16 protein-coding genes are annotated in these 19659 nt (G+C 57.0%); 15 read left to right on the top strand and 1 reads right to left on the bottom strand.

All coding sequences use genetic code 11. The features are described from left to right. Positions 1-80: 80 nt before the first annotated feature. Complete coding sequence (locus NUW46_RS10805; protein ID WP_418140076.1) at positions 81-1253, top strand: MFS transporter; 1173 nt, start codon at positions 81-83, stop codon at positions 1251-1253. A gap of 3 nt (positions 1254-1256) precedes the next feature. Here NUW46_RS10805 and NUW46_RS10800 read toward each other — a convergent pair whose 3' ends face one another. Further along, the gene (locus tag NUW46_RS10800) at positions 1257-2129 is read right to left on the bottom strand and encodes a LysR family transcriptional regulator (RefSeq protein WP_418140075.1); all 873 of its coding nucleotides are present in this window, start codon (positions 2127-2129) and stop codon (positions 1257-1259) included. 420 nt (positions 2130-2549) lie between these two features. Between NUW46_RS10800 and leuC the strand changes: the two genes are divergently transcribed. The 14 genes from leuC to purF all read left to right on the top strand — a co-directional run bounded on the left by leuC (position 2550) and on the right by purF (position 19652). Further along, entirely contained in the window at positions 2550-3968 is a 1419-nt protein-coding gene (gene leuC / locus NUW46_RS10795) for a 3-isopropylmalate dehydratase large subunit (RefSeq protein WP_291908804.1), read from the top strand. Between the two features lie 16 nt (positions 3969-3984). Beyond that, positions 3985-4632 (top strand): 3-isopropylmalate dehydratase small subunit, encoded by a 648-nt coding sequence (gene leuD, locus NUW46_RS10790; RefSeq protein ID WP_418140074.1) that lies wholly within the window; start codon positions 3985-3987, stop codon positions 4630-4632. A 124-nt stretch (positions 4633-4756) separates the two neighbouring features. Then, positions 4757-5830, top strand: a complete 1074-nt coding sequence (leuB, locus tag NUW46_RS10785; protein ID WP_136632158.1) for a 3-isopropylmalate dehydrogenase — start codon at positions 4757-4759, stop codon at positions 5828-5830. 129 nt (positions 5831-5959) lie between these two features. Continuing rightward, entirely contained in the window at positions 5960-7075 is a 1116-nt protein-coding gene (asd, locus tag NUW46_RS10780; RefSeq protein WP_069183535.1) for an aspartate-semialdehyde dehydrogenase, read from the top strand. 314 nt (positions 7076-7389) lie between these two features. Further along, on the top strand, positions 7390-10677 hold the full coding sequence (locus NUW46_RS10775) for a FimV/HubP family polar landmark protein (RefSeq protein WP_418140073.1): 3288 nt from the start codon (positions 7390-7392) through the stop codon (positions 10675-10677). Positions 10678-10783: 106 nt separating this feature from the next. After that, positions 10784-11692: a tRNA pseudouridine(38-40) synthase TruA gene (gene truA / locus NUW46_RS10770; RefSeq protein ID WP_305966930.1), complete on the top strand. Its 909-nt coding sequence runs from the start codon at positions 10784-10786 to the stop codon at positions 11690-11692. After that, complete coding sequence (locus NUW46_RS10765) at positions 11689-12318, top strand: phosphoribosylanthranilate isomerase (RefSeq protein ID WP_418140072.1); 630 nt, start codon at positions 11689-11691, stop codon at positions 12316-12318. Before truA ends, NUW46_RS10765 begins: the two co-directional genes overlap by 4 nt. Then, complete coding sequence (gene trpB / locus NUW46_RS10760) at positions 12311-13519, top strand: tryptophan synthase subunit beta (protein ID WP_370385348.1); 1209 nt, start codon at positions 12311-12313, stop codon at positions 13517-13519. The genes NUW46_RS10765 and trpB overlap by 8 nt, the downstream gene beginning before the upstream one ends. A 19-nt stretch (positions 13520-13538) precedes the next feature. Beyond that, the gene (trpA, locus tag NUW46_RS10755) at positions 13539-14351 is read left to right on the top strand and encodes a tryptophan synthase subunit alpha (RefSeq protein ID WP_418140071.1); all 813 of its coding nucleotides are present in this window, start codon (positions 13539-13541) and stop codon (positions 14349-14351) included. 46 nt (positions 14352-14397) lie between these two features. Next, entirely contained in the window at positions 14398-15324 is a 927-nt protein-coding gene (accD, locus tag NUW46_RS10750; RefSeq protein WP_069183541.1) for an acetyl-CoA carboxylase, carboxyltransferase subunit beta, read from the top strand. Beyond that, on the top strand, positions 15308-16615 hold the full coding sequence (gene folC, locus NUW46_RS10745; protein WP_418140070.1) for a bifunctional tetrahydrofolate synthase/dihydrofolate synthase: 1308 nt from the start codon (positions 15308-15310) through the stop codon (positions 16613-16615). The genes accD and folC overlap by 17 nt, the downstream gene beginning before the upstream one ends. A gap of 143 nt (positions 16616-16758) precedes the next feature. Continuing rightward, on the top strand, positions 16759-17430 hold the full coding sequence (locus NUW46_RS10740; protein WP_418140069.1) for an SPOR domain-containing protein: 672 nt from the start codon (positions 16759-16761) through the stop codon (positions 17428-17430). 91 nt (positions 17431-17521) lie between these two features. Beyond that, positions 17522-18091 carry a CvpA family protein gene (locus NUW46_RS10735; protein WP_069183544.1) on the top strand — a complete coding sequence of 190 codons (570 nt, stop codon included), beginning with the start codon at positions 17522-17524 and terminating at the stop codon, positions 18089-18091. Positions 18092-18125: 34 nt separating this feature from the next. Next, on the top strand, positions 18126-19652 hold the full coding sequence (purF, locus tag NUW46_RS10730; protein ID WP_069183545.1) for an amidophosphoribosyltransferase: 1527 nt from the start codon (positions 18126-18128) through the stop codon (positions 19650-19652). Positions 19653-19659 lie beyond the last annotated feature (7 nt).

Below are 19659 nucleotides of genomic sequence, written 5' to 3'. Positions count from 1 at the left end.
GTCACCGTCCATGTAGGTCGGATTAGCCAAAGGCGTAATCCGACAGCACACCAAGGCACTGCCGTTGCGAATCTGATTCTTTGGTACCGATAAGAGGTTTCGTTATCTACTGGCGCCTGTCTAACCTCTATTTTTGGTTCTTCGCTCTCCTCGGAGGGCTCCTGCCATATTGGTCCCTTTACCTCGAAGGCCAGGGCTTTTCCTATCTTCAAATCGCCACGCTGATGGCGACGATCCAGCTCACCAAAATCATTGCACCCAGTGTCTGGGGCTGGTTAGGCGATAAAACCGGACAACGGGTTCGTCTGGTCCGGTTCGGCGCCATTACCGGTTCGTTGTTCTTCGCCGGTGTGTTCATGGAACCGGGGTTCTATGGGTTGCTGCTGGTGATGCTGGCGTTCACGTTTTTCTGGAATGCCATTCTGCCGCTATATGAGGTGATCACCCTGCGAACCCTGGGCGAGCAGAAGGAAAAATACGGGCGGGTTCGGCTTTGGGGCTCGGTGGGGTTTATCGGAGCGGTAGCTCTGGTTGGCGGATTGTTGGAAATGGTGCCGATTCAGAACCTGCCATGGCTTTTGCTGCCGGTATTTGCGGGCATTGCGGTGTCAGCCTTCCTGGTGCCGGCCGAGCGGGGCGAGCGAAAGCCGCCGGCACCGAAGGGGAGCCTGAAAGCCATCGTCACGCACCCGGCGGTGGTGACTTTCTTTTTGATGAACTTCCTCCTGCAGGTCTCCCATGGTGCTTATTACACCTTCTTCAGCATTCATCTGGAGCAGCACGGATACAGCAAACTGTCGATCGGTCTGTTGTGGTCTCTGGGTGTTTTTGCAGAGATTGCGCTGTTTCTGGTGATGCATCGTTTAACGCGGAGTTTCACGGTGCGCCAGATTGCGGTTGGCGCTCTGACATTAACCATGATCCGCTGGATCTTGATTGCCGAGGTCACCGACGTTGTTGTCGTGCTGCTGTTCGCACAGCTGCTGCACGCGGCGTCTTACGGAGCGTTGCATGCGATTTCGGTTCAGTACATCCAGGGCTTTTTCGGCAAGCACCATCACGGCCAGGGGCAGGCGCTATACAGCGGCCTGACGTTTGGAGCTGGCGGCGCACTGGGTGCCTGGCTGTCGGGGTTTCTGGTGGATGGCTTCAGCACCTCGGCGGCCTTCTGGGGTGGTGCTGCTGCCATGGCGATTGCAATCGTGATCACTTGGCGAGGCCTGCGGCCGCCACCCGGGCCTGGTGAGGGTTGAAGTTCAGGCATTCTCTTCTTCCTGAACTATTTCCAGCAGTGCCCGGGCAGCGTTGCTGAGCTGCCGCCCGGAGAGACCAATTGCACCAAGCACCCTCGAAACTCGCTTGCCCACCTCAAGCACCCTCAGGCTGTCATCAACCATGCGCAGGGGAAGAACACTCCAGCCCAGGCCAACGCTGGTCATCATTTTGATGGTTTCCAGGTAGTTGGTTGGCATCTGCGGATTCAGGTGTAGATTCGCTTCCAGAAACAGCCGGCTGACCACCCGGTATGTTGCGGTGCTGGTGTCCGGTAAAAGAGCAGGGTGGCCTGCGAGATCTGACAGTCCCGGGCGCTTTAGTGACGCCAGAGGATGCTCAGCACCGGCCACGAATACCATCTGGTCTGGCCATTGGGCGAAAACATGAAAACTGGGTTCCATGCTGTCGCTGAGTGTCACAAACGCGAGCTCGGCGTTGCGTTTTCGCATCTGTTCATAGGCGGCGTCGGATTCCATGAATTGCAGGTTGATGGACACCTGAGGGTATTCCCGCTTGAACCGTCGGAGCCAGTTCGGCAGGTGATGAAGGCCGATGTGGTGGCTAGCGATAATCTGTAGCTCGCCTTCTACCTGTCCTGAGTCGGGCGATAACGCGACACGAGCATTGTGGATTTCATCCAGTATTCGACGCGCATGCGGCAGCAGCCGGCTACCGGCATCGGTCAGCCGAATCTGTCGGTGGCTCCGATCGATAAGACTGGTGCCAAGCTGGTTTTCCAGGGCCGCCAACCGTTTGGATATGGCCGGCTGTGTCAGGTGCAGGGTTTCTGCGGCCTCTGAGAAGGAGCCCTGGTCCACGATTGTCAGAAAAGCTTTTAATGCGTTTGAGTCCACGTAAGGGTCCTCTGGCCTGGAACTTGGGAGCAGGTTGCCTGGAGGGGCAAACCTCCCAAAACACGCCCGTAAATACATCCCTGTAGGGCTCGGTCGCGCCATCCCTGGCGCTCCACGGTTTTGGGAGGTTCGCCTCACCAGGCGCCCCGGGCATCATTGCGGGCTGCTCAATTGTCTGGGGAGCGGGTTGGGACAGCACTTTCAAAACCGTAGAGGGCCAGGGATGGCCCGATTCGAGCCCACATGGATGTGCTTGTAGGCGTGTTTTGAAAGTGCTGTCCCAACCCGGGACCTTCGCCGAAGTATAACCAAAAGGGATGCCAAAGATAAAAAACATGAATTGAGGTTATCCGGATCCAGGCGGTAAGATACCAGCATCAAACTTCAGAACCAGAAACCCCCAGAGAGTGAGAGAGAACCATGGCGGGCAAGACCTTATACGACAAATTGTGGGACGATCATCTCGTCAAACAGCGTGATGACGGCTCGGCGTTGATTTACATCGATCGCCAGCTGCTGCACGAAGTGACATCACCTCAGGCATTTGAGGGCCTGCGTCTGGCTGGACGCAAGCCATGGCGGATCGATGCCAACATTGCGACGCCGGACCATAACGTGCCCACCACGGATCGCGACCGCGGTGTCGAGGGCATTGTAGACCCGGTTTCTCGAATTCAGGTTGAAACGCTGGACAAGAACTGCGACGAGTTCGGGATTCTTGAGTTCAAGATCAAGGATCAGCGCCAGGGCATTGTGCACGTGATCGGGCCCGAACAGGGTGCAACCCTGCCTGGGATGAGCATCGTTTGTGGCGATTCCCATACCTCTACCCACGGCGCCTTTGGCTGCCTGGCTCATGGTATTGGTACGAGTGAGGTTGAGCATGTGCTGGCCACCCAGTGTCTCGTCCAGAAGAAGATGAAGAACATGCTGGTGAAGGTGAACGGCAAGCTGGGGCCTGGCGTTACCGGCAAGGATGTCGTGCTGGCCATCATAGGCAAGATCGGAACTGCCGGCGGCACTGGTTACGCCATCGAATTCGGCGGCGAGGCCATTCAGGGGCTGAGCATGGAAGGGCGGATGACCATCTGCAACATGTCCATCGAGGCCGGTGCACGGGTTGGTATGGTCGCGGTTGATGACACCACCATTGAGTATGTCCGCAATCGTCCATTCGGGCCCAAGGGTGAGCAATGGGACGCTGCTGTTGAGTACTGGCGCACCCTGCACAGCGACAGCGATGCGGTCTTCGACAAGGTTGTCGAGCTGGAAGGCTCGGAAATCCAGCCGCAGGTGAGCTGGGGTACGTCGCCGGAAATGGTGGCCGGAATCGATGGCAAGGTTCCCGATCCCGAGCAGGAAGCCGATCCGATCAAGCGGGAAGGCATCGTTCGCGCCCTCAAGTACATGGGTTTGCAGCCCAATATGGCAATTACTGACATCAAGCTGGACCGGGTGTTTATCGGCTCCTGTACCAACAGCCGGATTGAAGACCTGCGCGAGGCAGCCGCCGTGGTGAAAGGTCGCAAGGTCTCTCCGATCCTGAAACAGGCCATGGTGGTGCCGGGATCCGGGCTGGTGAAAGCCCAGGCAGAGCAGGAAGGGTTGGACAAGATCTTTATCGAAGCCGGCCTGGAATGGCGTGATCCGGGCTGCTCCATGTGTCTGGCCATGAATGCCGACAAGCTGGGGCAGGGTGAGCATTGTGCCTCTACCTCCAACCGGAACTTCGAGGGTCGGCAGGGCTTCGGTGGGCGAACCCACCTGGTAAGCCCGGCGATGGCTGCCGCTGCCGCGGTAACAGGGCATTTCGTTGATGTCCGTGAGCTGATGAACTGATCCACAGGAGAGAACCATGCGCGCAATCAAGCAACATCAGGGCGTCGTCGCCCCCATGGACCGTTCCAATGTGGATACGGACATGATTATTCCGAAGCAGTTTTTGAAGTCCATCAAGCGCACCGGCTTTGGTCCGAACCTGTTTGATGAACTGCGATATATGGATGAGGGCAAGCCGGACCAGGATTGCTCCACCCGACCGATCAATCCGGATTTTGTCCTGAATCAGGATCGGTACAAAAACGCCAGTGTACTGTTGGCGCGGCGTAACTTTGGCTGTGGGTCCAGCCGGGAGCACGCGCCGTGGGCGTTGGAAGACTTCGGTTTCCGGGTGATCATCGCCCCGAGTTTTGCCGATATTTTCTATAATAACTGCTTTAAGAATGGGCTGTTACCCATTGTTCTTCCGGAGGAAGTGGTCGACCAACTGTTCAAGGAAGTCGAGCAGAGTGAAGGCTATCAACTGGCGATCGATCTGGAAGCGAGAACCGTGACGACGCCTGCTGGTGAAACCTTCACGTTCGAGGTGGATGATTTTCGTCGTCATTGCTTGCTGAACGGCCTCGACGATATTGGGGTCACTCTGGAAGATTCGGATTTGATCCACTCTTACGAGGAAAGCCGCCGGAAGACGGCGCCCTGGTTGTTTGGGGCTGGCAGCTGATTTTAGTGTCGGATTACGCTGGCGCTAATCCGACCTGCCTGTCATCTCGCAGGAATACCCGAAAACGTAGGTCGGATTAGCCGGAGGCGTAATCCGACATTGAGGAATAGAACAAGGAAACAACATGTCCAGAACAATCCTGATGCTCCCAGGGGACGGTATCGGCCCGGAAATCGTTGCCGAAGCGGAAAAGGTACTTCATAAGATTAACGATCAGTTCAATCTGGGTCTGAGCTTCGAGTCCGGCCTCGTGGGCGGCGCGGCGATTGATGAGGCCGACACGCCGCTGCCGGATGAAACCCTTGAGAAGGCAACCAAGGCCGATGCGATTCTATTGGGCGCTGTTGGCGGCCCCCAGTGGGACAGCCTGCCGATGGCTAAGCGCCCCGAAAAAGGCCTGTTGGGCCTGCGCTCCAACCTTGAGCTCTTCGCCAATCTGCGCCCGGCCATTCTTTATCCGCAGCTGGCCTCTGCCTCCTCCCTGAAGCCCGAGGTTGTTTCCGGTCTGGATATCATGATCGTCCGCGAACTGACCGGTGGAATCTATTTCGGTCAGCCTCGTGGCGTGCGTGAGCTTGAGAGCGGTGAACGCCAGGGCTACAACACTTACGCCTACACCGAATCGGAAATTCGTCGTATTGGTCGCGTTGCCTTTGAGGCCGCCCAGCAGAGGGGAAAGAAACTGTGCTCTGTGGACAAGGCCAACGTGCTGGAAGTAACTGTTCTGTGGCGCGAAATCATGAACGATTTGCGCCGGGAATATCCGGATGTCGAGCTGTCTCATATGTATGTGGACAATGCCGCTATGCAACTGGTCCGCGCACCCAAGCAGTTTGATGTGATTGTGACTGGAAACATGTTTGGTGATATTCTCTCGGACGAAGCGGCTATGCTCACCGGCTCAATTGGCATGTTGCCATCGGCGTCGCTGAACTCGGAAAAGCAGGGTATGTATGAGCCCTGCCACGGGTCTGCGCCGGATATTGCCGGCCAGGGTATTGCCAATCCGCTGGCCACTATCCTCAGTGCCGCCATGATGCTGCGGTACAGTCTGAATGAGGAAAAGGCCGCTGAAGCTATTGAAGCGGCGGTCAGCAAGGTTCTGGATCAGGGGCTGCGTACTGCGGACATCATGTCCGAGGGCGCGAAGAAGGTCTCCACCCGGGAAATGGGTGAGGCGGTTCTGGCAGCGCTGTAAAGCCGAGGCCCCGGCCAGTGTATTTGAGACCCGACGGCAACGGGACGCAGTTGCCGCGGGATCATCCATCCTGTCCCTGCCAGCGATAAAGGTAGAGGGCGGGCATAAAACGAGGTCTAAAGATCGCACATGAAGCGAGTTGGACTTGTAGGTTGGCGTGGCATGGTGGGCTCGGTCCTCATGCAGCGCATGCGTGAAGAAAACGATTTCGCCGACATCGAACCGGTGTTTTTCACCACTTCCCAGGCTGGCAAGCCTGCACCGGACGTAGGTAAGGAAGGCGTTCCGCCTCTTCAGGACGCTTTTGACGTCGAGATTCTGAAAACGATGGATGTGATCGTGACCTGTCAGGGTGGCGATTACACCGGTGCGGTTTATCAGAAGCTGCGGGACGCCGGTTGGGAAGGCTACTGGATAGATGCAGCCTCCACGCTCCGGATGGTCGACCATTCCGTGATTGTTCTGGATCCGGTCAACCGTAACGTGATTGATGCTGCCCTTGAGAAAGGCGTCAAGGACTACATCGGTGGCAACTGCACCGTGAGCCTGATGATGCTCGCCCTTGGTGGCCTGCTGGAGCAGGATCTTATTGAGTGGGTCTCACCCATGACCTACCAGGCGGCTTCCGGATCTGGCGCACAGAATATGCGCGAGCTGCTGAACCAGATGGGTGAGCTCAATCAAAGCGTGAAATCCGAGCTGGATGATCCGTCCTCTGCGATCCTGGAGATCGACCGCAAGGTAACCGAAACCATGCGTTCGGATGGCTTCCCGACCGAGCACTTCCAGGTGCCCCTGGCGGGCAGCCTGATTCCGTTTATCGACAAGCAGCTCGACAACGGAATGAGCAAGGAGGAGTGGAAAGCGGGTGTTGAGACCAACAAGATTCTTGGTCGCTCCGATAACCCGATTCCCATTGATGGTATCTGTGTGCGGATCGGCGCGATGCGCTCCCACAGCCAGGCGCTGACCATCAAGCTCAAGAAGGATCTGCCGGTTTCTGAAATCGAATCGATCCTTGCCAAAGCGAACGACTGGGTGAAGGTCATTCCCAATGATCGCGATGCGACCATCGAGGAACTGACCCCTGCGAAGGTGACAGGCACATTGAGCGTGCCGATTGGCCGCATCCGTAAACTGACCATGGGACCGGAGTACATTTCTGCGTTCACCGTGGGCGACCAGTTGCTTTGGGGTGCCGCTGAGCCACTTCGTCGGATGCTCCGGATCCTTCAGGAGCGTTAAAAATTGTTACACAGAGGCAATAAATGCCAACTGTGTCCGGTTTCAGTGAACCGGTAATGGGGCGGAGGCTGATTTCAGCCTCCGCCCCTGTTATTTTCAAGAGCGCTAGGTAGTTCCGCGCGATTGATAAAAAAATGGTACAAGGATTGCGGCTGATTGATTGATAAAAGAGGTTTTATCAACAATACTTGCCGGACTGAAAATTAAAAAGAACTCATAATAACGAGAATGATCCAGACGGAAGTCATCCAACCTCGTCCGATTCTGTTTGAAAGAGAGCAGTAACGAATAACGGAGACTGGAAAGGAAAAAGCATGAAGGTACGCAAGCTTGCGGTTGCCCTGGCTCTGGCGGGAGGGCTCGGATCCGGCGTCGCACAGGCCCTGGGGCTGGGTGAAATTGAACTTCAGTCCTATCTGAACGAGCCACTGGATGCAGAAATTGTTCTGCCCCAAAGCCGTGGCGTCAATCCAGCGGACGTGTTCGTCAACATTGCTTCGGAACAGGCATACGAGCGGGTGGGGCTGGATCGCAACCAGTTTCTCAGCAAGCTTCGTTTCCAGGTGGTAACCGGCAACGATGGCAGTCTCATTGTCAATGTCTCCTCCCGGGAACCGCTCAGGGAACCGTACCTGAACTTCCTGCTTGAGTTGACCTGGCCAAGCGGCCGGTTAATGCGGGAATACGCGGTGCTTGTGGATCCGCCTGTCTACGCGGAAGAGTCTGGCGTGCAGGAGCAGGTCAGTACTCCAACAGTCACTACGACTCGGGCAACCAGTCAGCCGAGCACCACCCGCAGTGCCGAGTCAGTGCGTCGTCAGCAACAGGCCGAGCGCTCCCTCAGCACCGGGTATCAGGCCAATACCTTCGGGCCCACCGGTGCTTCGGACACTCTCTGGACCATCGCTTCCCAGGTGCGTCCTGACAACAGCGTTTCCATGCAGCAGGTCATGCTGGCAATCCAGGACCTCAATCCAGACGCTTTCATTGGTAATAACATTAACCGCCTGAAGCGCGGTGAAGTCCTGCGCGTGCCCTCTCTGGATCAGATCCAGAGCCGGACCCGTGCTGAGGCTACCCGTCTGGTAGCCCAGCAGAATGAAGCATTCCAGGCTCCCCAGCGTACCGTGGATGCAACCGCTCAGCGGCAACCAGAACCTTCAGCTCAGCAAGAGGCTGCTTCCGGTGGCGATGAACTGAAACTGGTGGTCTCCGAGGAAACTGGTACAGAGTCGAGCGAAAGTGGCTCTGCGGGCGGTGACAGCGAACTGCCCGGCGGCGTTGACGCGGGTACTGCAGTCGCAATGGAAGAGCTTGAAAGCGCCCGTCGCGAAAATGACGAGCTGAACAGCCGCGTGGAGGATCTTCAGGATCAGGTTCAGACCCTTCAGCGGCTGCTTGAGCTGAAGAACACTCAGCTTGCTGAAATGCAGCAGGCAACCGGCGCCGAACCTACTGAGCCGGCCGAGTCACTTGAAGGTGAGGTTGCGGATTCGGCGGCCGACGAAACGATGGCTTCGGAAGGTACCGGAGCAGCAGACGAGGTTTTTGAGGGCGAAACACCGGTAGCCGTTGATGCCGACATGACGGATGGTGAGACGGTAGAGGCCGAAGGTTCTGCCGAACCTGCAGAAATCGCTGAGTCTGATGCCATGGCTGATGAAACCGGCACCACGGCCGAGCAGGGTGAATCAACTGATGAGCAGGCAATTGCGGAGGCTGGCGAAGCTCCTGAAGAGTCAGCGATGGCAGGTGCAGAAGAACCCGCTGGTGCGGAAGCTGATGAACCTGTTGAGGAAACGGGTGCTGCAGCGCCAGCTGCGTCGGAGCCAGATCAGGCACAGGAGCCTGCACCCAAACCGGCACCCCAGGCACCCGCGGCGGATAAGGGCTTCCCGGGTAATGTCATCGATGCCATTACCGGTAATCCGATGTATCAGATTGCCCTGGGTGGCGGTCTGATTCTTCTTCTACTGCTGCTTCTGTTGCTTGCCCGTCGCAATGCAAACCGGGAAAAGGCGTTTTATGAGCAGCTCAACAGTGAAGCTGACGAGGGAACCGACTCGTTCGACCTGAGCCTGGATGAGGAGGATCAGGAATCGGCCGCAGGCGATGCCCTTGCCGAAGCGGATTCCTACATAGCCTATGGCCAGCATGATCAGGCGGCGCAAACCCTGGAGACTGCAATCTCTCGCGAGCCCAGCCGTACTGATCTGCGCCTGAAGCTTCTGGGTGTCTATGCAGACACTCAGGACCGCGATTCCTTTGAGAAGCAGTTCGGTGAGATTGAGGCGTTGGAAGACGAAGAGGCGCTGACAAGTGCCAACGAACTGCGGGCTCGGTTGGAGGAAGCCGAGTCGATGCCCAGCATCGATGATCTCGAATCGCAATTGCGTTCGGATTCCTTCGCAACCTCTTACGACTCGGAAGACACTGGTGAAGAGCCGGAAGAAACGCAGGATAAGCCGGAATCCGAGGAGCTTCTTGCGGATCAATTCGATTCCGAGCGCGAAGAGCCCGTCGAGAATGAGTTCGGTGACTTCGACTCTGATCTGTCCGAGACAGACCTTTCCGATTTCGAGCTGAATGAATTCGACGAGCAGGAGACTGCCGAGGCTTCCGAAGGTGAAGAGGCTGAAGGCGGTAAGGAAGAGAGCCGCGACGACATGATCGAATACGATCTGTCGGGCCTCGAACTGGAGTCTGATGAAGAAAAGGCTGAGGCTGAAGACGCCTCGGAACTGGAAGAATCCGGTGATTGGGACCTGTCTTCCGAGTTCGACGAGGGTTCTGAAGAGTCATCTGTCGCAGAAAAAGAGCTTGGTGAATCCGAAGAAGACCTGAGCCTGGATCTCGAAGAGGGTGATCTCGCCGACAGCGATCTGTCTGAGGAGCAATCAACGACCGAGCCTGAAGCGTCGACTGAAGAGCTTGCAGAGTCGGATGCTGAGGCGGACATTGATTCACTGGACGAATCCTTCCTGGATGAACTGGATGCAGAACTGGACAAGGTCGCCGGCGAAGAAGACGAGCTCGGCGGCAGCGAGATTGAAGAATCTTCGCTGGACGATCTTGAGCTTGATGTCTCTGACGAAGATCTGGCCCTGATGGAGGAGTTCTCCGACTCTGCAGATTCGGCCAATCCTGAGGAAACTGAAGAAGCGCCTCTCGACGAAGAGCTTGGTCTTGAAGATGCCCTTGGTGAGGGCGATGCGGACGAAGCCAATCCAGAGCAATCTGTAGAGGGTGCCGAGGAACTCGAACAGCAGGGCATCACCGAGGAACTGGAGGAATCTGACGCCGCGGCAAGTGACGAGGCAACTTCGGAAGAAGATCTGGATCTGCCGGTGGCTTCCGATGAAGTTTCTGATGGATCGGGTAAAGCACAGACCGCTGATATTGAAGAAAGCGAGCTCGGTGACGAAGATGACTTTGATTTCCTCGCAGGCACCGACGAAGCGGCCACCAAACTCGATCTTGCACGGGCATACATCGAGATGGGCGATGCTGACGGAGCCCGCGATATCCTTGAGGAAGTCGCACTGGAAGGAAACGAAGATCAGAAAGCGGAGGCGCAGGACCTCCTTAAAAATCTGTCCTGATTCGTTATAATCGGATCTGACAGGCAGCAAGCGCCGGCTGCCGGGTAAACACCCGGTAACAAGCCGGCGTTTTGTTTTTACAGCAACACTCTTTCCGGATTCACACTTGTTTCTCGAAACCCAGCAACTGACTACGGATAATGCCATCGGGGCAGGGCGTGTCGCCCTCGCGTTTGAATATGATGGGCGAGGCTTTCATGGTTGGCAGCTGCAGAAATCCGGCGTCCGTTCGGTAGAAGCGGAACTGACAAAGGCTGTAGCGAAGGTTGCGGATCATCCGGTCGAGCTGGTGTGCGCGGGGCGAACCGATGCCGGCGTCCATGCCAGTTATCAGGTTGCCCATTTTGATACCCCGTCGGTGCGTAATCTCCGTTCCTGGGTGATGGGAATCAATACTGCCTTACCCGAAGACATTTCTGTTCATTGGGCCGGAAATGGCATTGGAGATTTTCATGCCCGGTTTTCCGCCACCTACCGGCGTTATCGATACATCATTTATAACCACCCCGTGCGCCCCGGCATTCAAAGAGGGCAGGTTAGCTGGACATTTCGTTCCCTCAATGCCGAGCGCATGCATGATGCGGCGCAGGTACTTGCCGGGGAACATGATTTCTCCTCCTTTCGGGCCGCCGGCTGCCAATCCCGGACGCCCATCCGGTTTCTCGAGCGGATTACGGTAACCCGGAAACAGGACTTTGTCGTAATAGACGTGCAGGCCAATGCCTTTTTGCACCACATGGTCCGGAACATTGCCGGTGCCCTCATGGCCGTTGGTTCTGGAAAAGAGCGACCGGAGTGGATTCATGAGATACTGGTTGCCCGGGACCGGACAGCTGCGGGTGTCACCGCGCCTCCCCATGGTTTGTACCTGGTCGATGTGGGCTATCCCGAGGAGCTCCGGATACCAGCAGCAGAATGTGGGCCGGGGTTTCTGCGGCCATGGTTCACCAAGGCCGAAAACAGCCCGGTCAGACCAACGCATATCCATGTCAAACAGCGGGTTCCGAGCCAATGAGTACAAGGGTTAAAATTTGCGGCCTCACCCGTCCTGAGGATATTGACGGTGCTGTTCAATCCGGCGCCGACGCCCTGGGCCTGGTGTTCTATGAGCCCAGCCCCCGGTCCGTGACTGTGGAGCAGGCCGCGGAACTGGCAAAACGCGTTCCGGCGTTTGTGTCGGTCGTGGGGCTATTCGTAAACCCCACCCAGCAGTTTGTCGATAGGGTTCTGGAACAGGTGCCGCTCGACTTGCTGCAGTTCCATGGCGACGAAGAGGCCGGGTTTTGTGCCGGCTTTGGACGCCGTTGGATCAAGGCTATTCGTGTTCGTGAGGCCGGCCAGATAGAAGCCGCGTTTGACGAGTTCCGGAATGCTTCTGGTTTGCTGGTAGACGCCTGGGATCCCGACCGGTATGGCGGAACCGGAAAGTCGTTCAACTGGGACCTGATTCCCGACCATCGGCCACTCCCGATCGTATTGGCCGGTGGGTTGTCATCTGATAACGTATCTGCCGCTGTAGAGCAGGTGAAACCCTGGGCTGTGGATGTCAGTGGCGGTGTTGAGCAGGCCAAAGGTATCAAGGACATCCAGAAAATTTCTCATTTCATTAAAGAGGTTCACCGTGTCTGTAAAACTGACTGAAGAAATGCTGAGCGCACTGCCGGACGCGCGGGGTCACTTCGGGGCCTTTGGTGGGCGATTTGTTTCCGAGACCCTGATGGATTCCCTGATGACCCTCGAGAAAGAATATGCCCGCCTTAAGAAGGATCCGGAATTCCAGGCGCGGTTCGACAAAGAGCTCGCCGATTATGTTGGTCGGCCAACGCCGCTGTATTTCGCCGAACGTCTTAGCCGTGAAACCGGTGGCGCCCAGATCTGGCTGAAGCGCGAAGATCTCTGTCACACGGGCGCTCACAAGGTGAACAACACCATCGGCCAGGCCCTGCTTGCAAGCTTTCTCGGCAAAAAGCGGATCATCGCTGAAACCGGCGCCGGCCAGCACGGTGTTGCCACTGCCACGGTCTGTGCTCGTCTGGGTCTGGAGTGTCATGTGTTTATGGGTGCGGAAGATGTCCAGCGCCAGTCCCTGAACGTGTTCCGTATGAAACTTCTGGGTGCAACCGTGCATGCCGTGGAAAGTGGCACCAAAACCCTGAAAGATGCCATGAACGACGCCATGCGTGATTGGGTGGCCAATGTGGACGATACCTTCTACATCATCGGCACCGTTGCAGGCCCGCATCCTTATCCTCTGCTGGTCCGGGATTTCCAGTCCGTGATCGGTCGTGAAACCCGCCGCCAGGCACTGGAGAAAACCGGGAAACTGCCGGACGCGCTGGTGGCCTGTGTGGGTGGTGGCTCGAACGCAATCGGGATGTTCTATCCGTTCCTCGCTGACGAGTCAGTCAAAATCTATGGTGTTGAAGCGGGCGGCCTTGGTATTGATACCGGTAAGCACGCAGCGCCCCTGTGCGCCGGTCGCCCGGGCGTGCTCCATGGCAACAGAACCTACCTGATGGAAGACGAGAACGGTCAGATTGCGGGCACGCATTCAGTGAGCGCCGGTCTCGACTATCCGGGTGTGGGGCCAGAGCACAGCTGGTTGAAGGATATCGGCAGGGCAAGCTATGTGTCAGTCACTGATGATGAAGCCATGGAGGGATTCCGGAAGCTGACCCGTGTGGAAGGCATCATGCCTGCTCTGGAAACGGCTCACGCTGTCGCATACGCCATCAAACTGGCTGCGACCATGGACAAAGACGAGACCGTCGTGATCAACGTTTCCGGCCGCGGAGACAAGGACATCAACACTGTTGCCAAGCTTGAAGGCATCGAGATCTGAAGAATTAACAGGAGCAGGCATGAGCCGAATTGAAGGGGTCCTCAAGGCCCTGAAAGGACAGGGTCGTAAGGCACTTATTCCCTACATTACCGCCGGTGACCCTCATCCCGATGTCACGGTTGATCTGATGCATACGCTGGTGAAAGCAGGTGCCGATATTATCGAGCTCGGTGTTCCTTTCTCCGACCCGATGGCGGACGGGCCGGTTATACAGCTGGCCTGCGAGCGGGCATTGGTTCATGGCACCTCCTTGCGACAGGTGATTGCCATGGTCAAGGAGTTTCGCAAGACGGATGATGCGACCCCGGTGGTTCTGATGGGTTACCTGAATCCGATGGAAGCCATGGGGTACGAGCAATTTGCCGACGCCGCCAAGGAGGCCGGCGTGGATGGGATCCTGACCGTGGACCTGCCGCCAGAGGAGGCTGACGAGGTTGCCCCGCTGTTTACCCAGCGAAATCTCGACGCCATCTTCTTGCTCGCCCCGACCACGACCGATGATCGGATCCGTGCAATCAGTGAGCACTCATCCGGTTATGTGTACTATGTTTCTATCAAAGGTGTGACAGGTTCCGCCACCATCAATGTGGATGAGGTTGCCCAGAAAGTGAATCATATTCACGAGCTGACCGCGCTTCCCGTGGGTGTTGGCTTCGGCATTCGCGATGCGGATACGGCTGCCGCCGTGGGTCGGGTATCCGATGGTGTAATTGTTGGCAGTGTCCTGGTCGATACAATAGCCAGAAATCAGGCAGATACCGACCAGCTCAAGCGGGCATTGACGGATCTGCTCCACCCGATGCGTGAAGCACTGGACAGTCTCGCCTCCTGATTGGAGAGGAGCGGGGCAAACAGGCGTCAAAGGACAGGATGAGACCATGAGTAACTGGCTGGACAAGATCATGCCGAGCAAGATACGCTCGGAATCCAAGCAGAGGACCGGGGTACCTGAGGGGTTGTGGAAGAAATGCCCCAAATGCGGCGCCTTTCTCTACAAGCCGGAACTTGAAAAAAACCTGGATGTTTGCCCCAAATGCAATCACCACCTGAGGGTGACGGCCCGCCGTCGTCTGGACGTTTTTCTTGATCCGGATGGTCGGGAAGAGATTGCTGCCCAGCTGGAGCCTTGGGATCGTCTGAAGTTCAAAGACAGCAAACGCTATAAGGATCGTCTGTCCCAGGCCCAGAAAGGTACCGGTGAGAAAGACGCTCTGGTGGCCATGAAAGGCACCACACTTGGCGTGCCTCTGGTTGCTTGCTCCTTTGAATTCGGTTTCCTGGGCGGCTCCATGGGCCAGGTCGTCGGCGAAAAATTCGTCCAGGCTGCCAATGTTGCCCTTGAAGAAAGAATTCCTCTGGTCTGTTTCTCCGCCAGTGGTGGCGCCCGGATGCAGGAAGCCATCCTGTCGCTCATGCAGATGTCGAAAACGGCGGCGGTCCTTGAACGGATGAAACTGGAGGGGATCCCCTACATTTCGGTAATGACCGATCCCGTGTTCGGGGGCGTTTCCGCCAGTCTGGCCATGCTGGGTGATCTGAATATTGCCGAGCCGAATGCGTTGATTGGTTTCGCCGGTCCCCGAGTCATCGAACAGACCGTGCGTGAAAAGCTGCCGGAAGGGTTCCAGCGCAGTGAGTTCCTGTTGGAGCATGGCGCTATCGACATGATTCTCCATCGTCACCAGATGCGTGAACGTATTGCCCACGTGCTGGCCAAGTTCACTGGCCAGGAACGTCCGGGAACCGAAGAGCCCATCGAGTTTGAAGTGACGGAAAAGCCTGAAACCGATGCCCCCGCCGAGTAACCGTTCGGACCAGCCCCCGGCTTCACCGGGGGCTGGCGCCTCTGTTGATCAGTGGCTTGCCTACCTCGAAGCGATACACCCAACAGAGATTGACCTCGGCCTGGATCGGGTGCTTGTGGTTATGCGCCGGCTTTTCCGGCGAAAGCCGCAAGCCCGGATCATCACGGTGGCCGGCACCAATGGCAAAGGCAGCGCTGTGGGCGCTACAGAAGCGCTTTTGCGCGCCGCCGGTCGTCGTGTCGGAGCCTATACCTCGCCCCACCTACAGCGCTATAACGAACGGGTGCGCCTCAATGGTGACGATATCTCCGACGACGCGCTGGTGCGGGCCTTTGAAGCGGTTGAAGCCGCCCGCGGCAATGTGTCGCTGACTTATTTTGAATTCGGGACTCTCGCTGCGTTTGTGGCTTTTGCTGACTCAGGCTTGGACGACTGGGTCCTTGAAGTTGGCCTGGGCGGACGACTGGACGCGGTCAATGTTCTGGATGCAGATTTCGCCATACTGACATCGGTGGACATCGACCACGTTGCTTTTCTTGGCGATAACCGGGAAGTCATCGGTTTTGAGAAAGCAGGGGTGCTCCGACCGGGGATTCCGGCGATCTATGCGGATACCGATCCGCCGCGGTCGGTGCTTCAGCAGGCGGCGGCCCAGAAGGTCCGGTTAGCGATGTTGGGGCGGGACTATCAGTTAAGTTCAGAACCGCAGTCTGGTTCCGGGTTTCCTGAGGTGATTCTGGACTATGAAAACCAGCCGGTACGCCTGCCCGCAGGGCCCTTGCCGGTCAAAAGCATGGCAGCGGCTGTCGTTGCTGTGCGGCAGCTTGAACCGGGTCTGTCGGTTTCCGCCATTGAGCAGGTGCTCGGAAGTCTGAGCGTTCCCGGCCGATTTGAGCGTCTGGGGTCTTCCCCGGATGTTTATCTGGATGTCGGGCATAATCCCCATGCCGCAGAATGGTTGGCCGGACAACTGAATAGCCTGAAGTCCTCTGGCCGGCGAGTCCATGCGGTCTACGGTGCCCTGGCGGACAAAGACGTGGAAGGTGTCGGAAAAGCAATGGCTGGTGTGGTTGATGCCTGGTATCTATCCAGTCTCAAGGTGCCGAGGGGGCTGTCTGCCCATGATTTGCAGGCACGGTTGGCCAAAGCCGGTATCGCTGATGCCTCGGGTTTCGAGTCCGTAGGTGAGGCCCTCGAGTCAGCTTTGTCAGCCTGCAGTCCCGAGGATATCGTGGTCGTTTTCGGCTCATTCTTTACGGTCGCAGAGGGTCGCGAGATTCTGCTTCGCTGAAGAATCAGGCCGAAGCCAGGCGAAACCCCCTTAAACTTTGTCCATGGCAGCGGGTAGCACTTTGAGTTCCGGCTTTCGGGCAGTTAGTATCTGCGGATAGGTGCCTCTCGGGGCGCAGTCATAACAGTTGGGAGCCTTACGACGTGGATGGACTGAAACAGAGAATAATCGGGGCGCTGGTCCTTGTTTCCCTGGCGGTTATCTTTGTTCCCATGCTCTTCGATGAGCCTCATTCCGAGCGCACTTCCACCACCATAAAGATTCCAGAGGAACCGCCATTTCCCGAGGTTGAAGCACCTGAATCCGGGGTGGAACCCCCACCATCTTACGGCCTTGAAACCAGTGAAGGCGGTGTAACGATACCGGCTGTCGAGGAAGAAAGCGCCGATTCGCCGGGGTATCGGATCCTTGAGGAATCCCCGGGCGAGGAGACAGCCTCCGGGGATGCACCATCGTCCGAAAGCCCGCAGTCCCAAGCCAGCACGTCTCAGGAACCGTCCAGCGCTTCCGTCGAGACGGACAATCAAGCCTCGGAGAGCTCTGTCACGGAAACCGCTGAGTACGAACGATCCCTGGAAGGCGCCTGGGTGGTTCAATTGGGAAGCTTCGGCAATTCCGATAATGCCCGCCGGCTCAGAGACCAGGTGCGAGAAAAAGGCTATGGCTCCCACCTGCAGGAAGTTGTTCGAGGCGATACCACGTTAACCCGGGTATTCAGTGGTCCCTTCGCATCCAAATCCGAAGCTGAATCTGCCAAGAGGGCTCTGGACGATGCCTTTGGGCTCAATAGCCTGGTCACCTCCGGCGAAAAATAACGCTCGGGGTCCGGTTAATGTGTGTCTGGCGGTTTGGCGAGCAGGGGTTTCCTGATAGAATTCGCGCTTCCTTTTCTCCACCGGGTTTTCAATGGAAGCGCTGATCTGGATTGACTGGGTCATTATCGCCCTCATTACAGTTTCCACTCTCATCAGTCTGAAACGGGGCTTTGTTCGGGAAGCGCTGTCGCTGGTGACCTGGGTGGGCGCGTTTATCCTGGCCAGAACCTTCCACCCCCAGATGCAGTCTCTGCTGGAAAGTACGGTTGAAACGCCACTTGTCCGGCTGATTGCTGCCTTTGCCATACTCTTTTTTGGAACCCTTATTGTTGGCGCCATCATCAATAACATGATTGGCCATCTGATCAGGGCCACTGGGCTGTCGGCCACTGACCGGGTACTCGGTATGGGGTTTGGACTTCTGCGCGGTGTGGTGGTGGTGATTGTGGCCATTGCGTTTACGCGGTATACGCCGCTGGCACAGGACACCTGGTGGCGAACCTCAATTATCATTGATCGCCTGGCCGTGGTGGAAGATTGGTCCAGACGGACCCTGGGCGATGAATTTGCACGCTTTCTGGGGCCTGCACCGGAAAACGCGCTGGAACCGGAACCCGTTACAGAGCAGGAAGGCGTGGAACCTGCGTCCGCGTCCCGCTAACATTCAGTTTTAACACTCGGAGATACCTTTATCCATGTGTGGCATTGTCGGCATCGTCAGTACTTCCAACGTCAATCAGTCGCTCTATGATGCGCTGACTGTACTTCAGCACCGGGGCCAGGACGCGGCGGGCATTGTGACATTTCAGGATGATCGGTTTTTCCTGCGCAAGGATAATGGCCTAGTGCGGGATGTATTCCATACCCGGCACATGCGCCGGCTGGTGGGTAACGTGGGCATCGGCCACGTGCGCTATCCGACAGCGGGCAGTTCCAGTTCCGCCGAAGCCCAGCCGTTTTACGTAAACAGTCCCTACGGCATTACCCTGGCCCACAACGGCAACCTGACTAACGCGGATGATCTGAGCAAGGACCTGTTCCGGACCGATCTGCGGCACATCAACACCAACTCCGATTCGGAAGTTCTGCTGAATGTGTTTGCCCACGAGCTGCAGAAGCTCGGCAAGCTCGACCCGACCAAGGACGAGATTTTCTCCGCAGTGAGAGCCGTTCACAAACGCTGCCGGGGTGCCTACGCCGTGATTGCCATGATCACCGGTTACGGCATTGTGGGCTTCCGTGATCCGAACGGCATACGTCCTGCCTGTTACGGCGAGCGCACCTCCGAAGATGGCCGCAAGGAATACATGATTGCCTCGGAAAGCGTTGCCCTTAATGCGGCAGGCTACACTCTGGTGCGGGACATTGCGCCCGGTGAGGCCGTCTACATTGAAACCGACGGCACGCTATATACCCAGCAATGCGCCGAGCAGCCCCATCTGTACCCGTGTATTTTCGAACACGTGTATTTTGCCCGTCCGGACTCCATTATCGACAAAGTGTCGGTTTACAAAGCCCGTCTGCGCATGGGCGAGACCCTGGCCGAGAAGGTGCTCCGCGAGACGCCGGACCACGACATCGACGTGGTGATGCCCATTCCTGACACCAGCCGCACTTCAGCCATGCAGATGGCCCACCGTCTGGGCGTGAAATTCCGGGAAGGCTTCATCAAGAATCGCTATATCGGGCGGACGTTTATCATGCCCGGTCAGAAAATGCGTAAGAAATCGGTACGCCAGAAGCTGAACCCGATCGATCTGGAATTCCGTGGCAAGAATGTCATGCTGGTGGACGATTCCATCGTGCGTGGCACCACCTGCAAGGAAATCGTGCAGATGGCCCGGGATGCCGGAGCTCGCAAGGTCTATTTTGCCTCTGCGGCACCCCCCGTTCGCTACCCGAACGTTTACGGGATCGATATGCCTTCGGCCAGTGAACTGATCGCCCATGACCGCACCGTTGAAGAAATCCGTGAACTGATCGGGGCCGACTGGCTGCTCTATCAGGATCTGGAGGATCTGGTAACCTGTGTTAGTGATGTCAATGACGACATCGAAGGCTGGGAATGTTCCGTGTTTACCGGCAACTACGTAACCGGCGATGTCGATGCAGCGTATCTGAACCGTCTGGAAGAGCTGCGTAACGATGACAAGCGTTTCAAGAGCGCCGGCGCCACATCTGGCGATAACGGTATTATCGATCTTTACAATGACGAAGACTGAAAGAGCC

The sequence above is a fragment of the Marinobacter sp. MA genome (assembly GCF_048298425.1).
In the GTDB taxonomy this organism is placed as follows: Bacteria; Pseudomonadota; Gammaproteobacteria; order Pseudomonadales; family Oleiphilaceae; genus Marinobacter; species Marinobacter salsuginis.
Note: the sequence above shows the minus strand (reverse complement) of the source record. Positions and strands in the feature narration are given on the sequence as shown.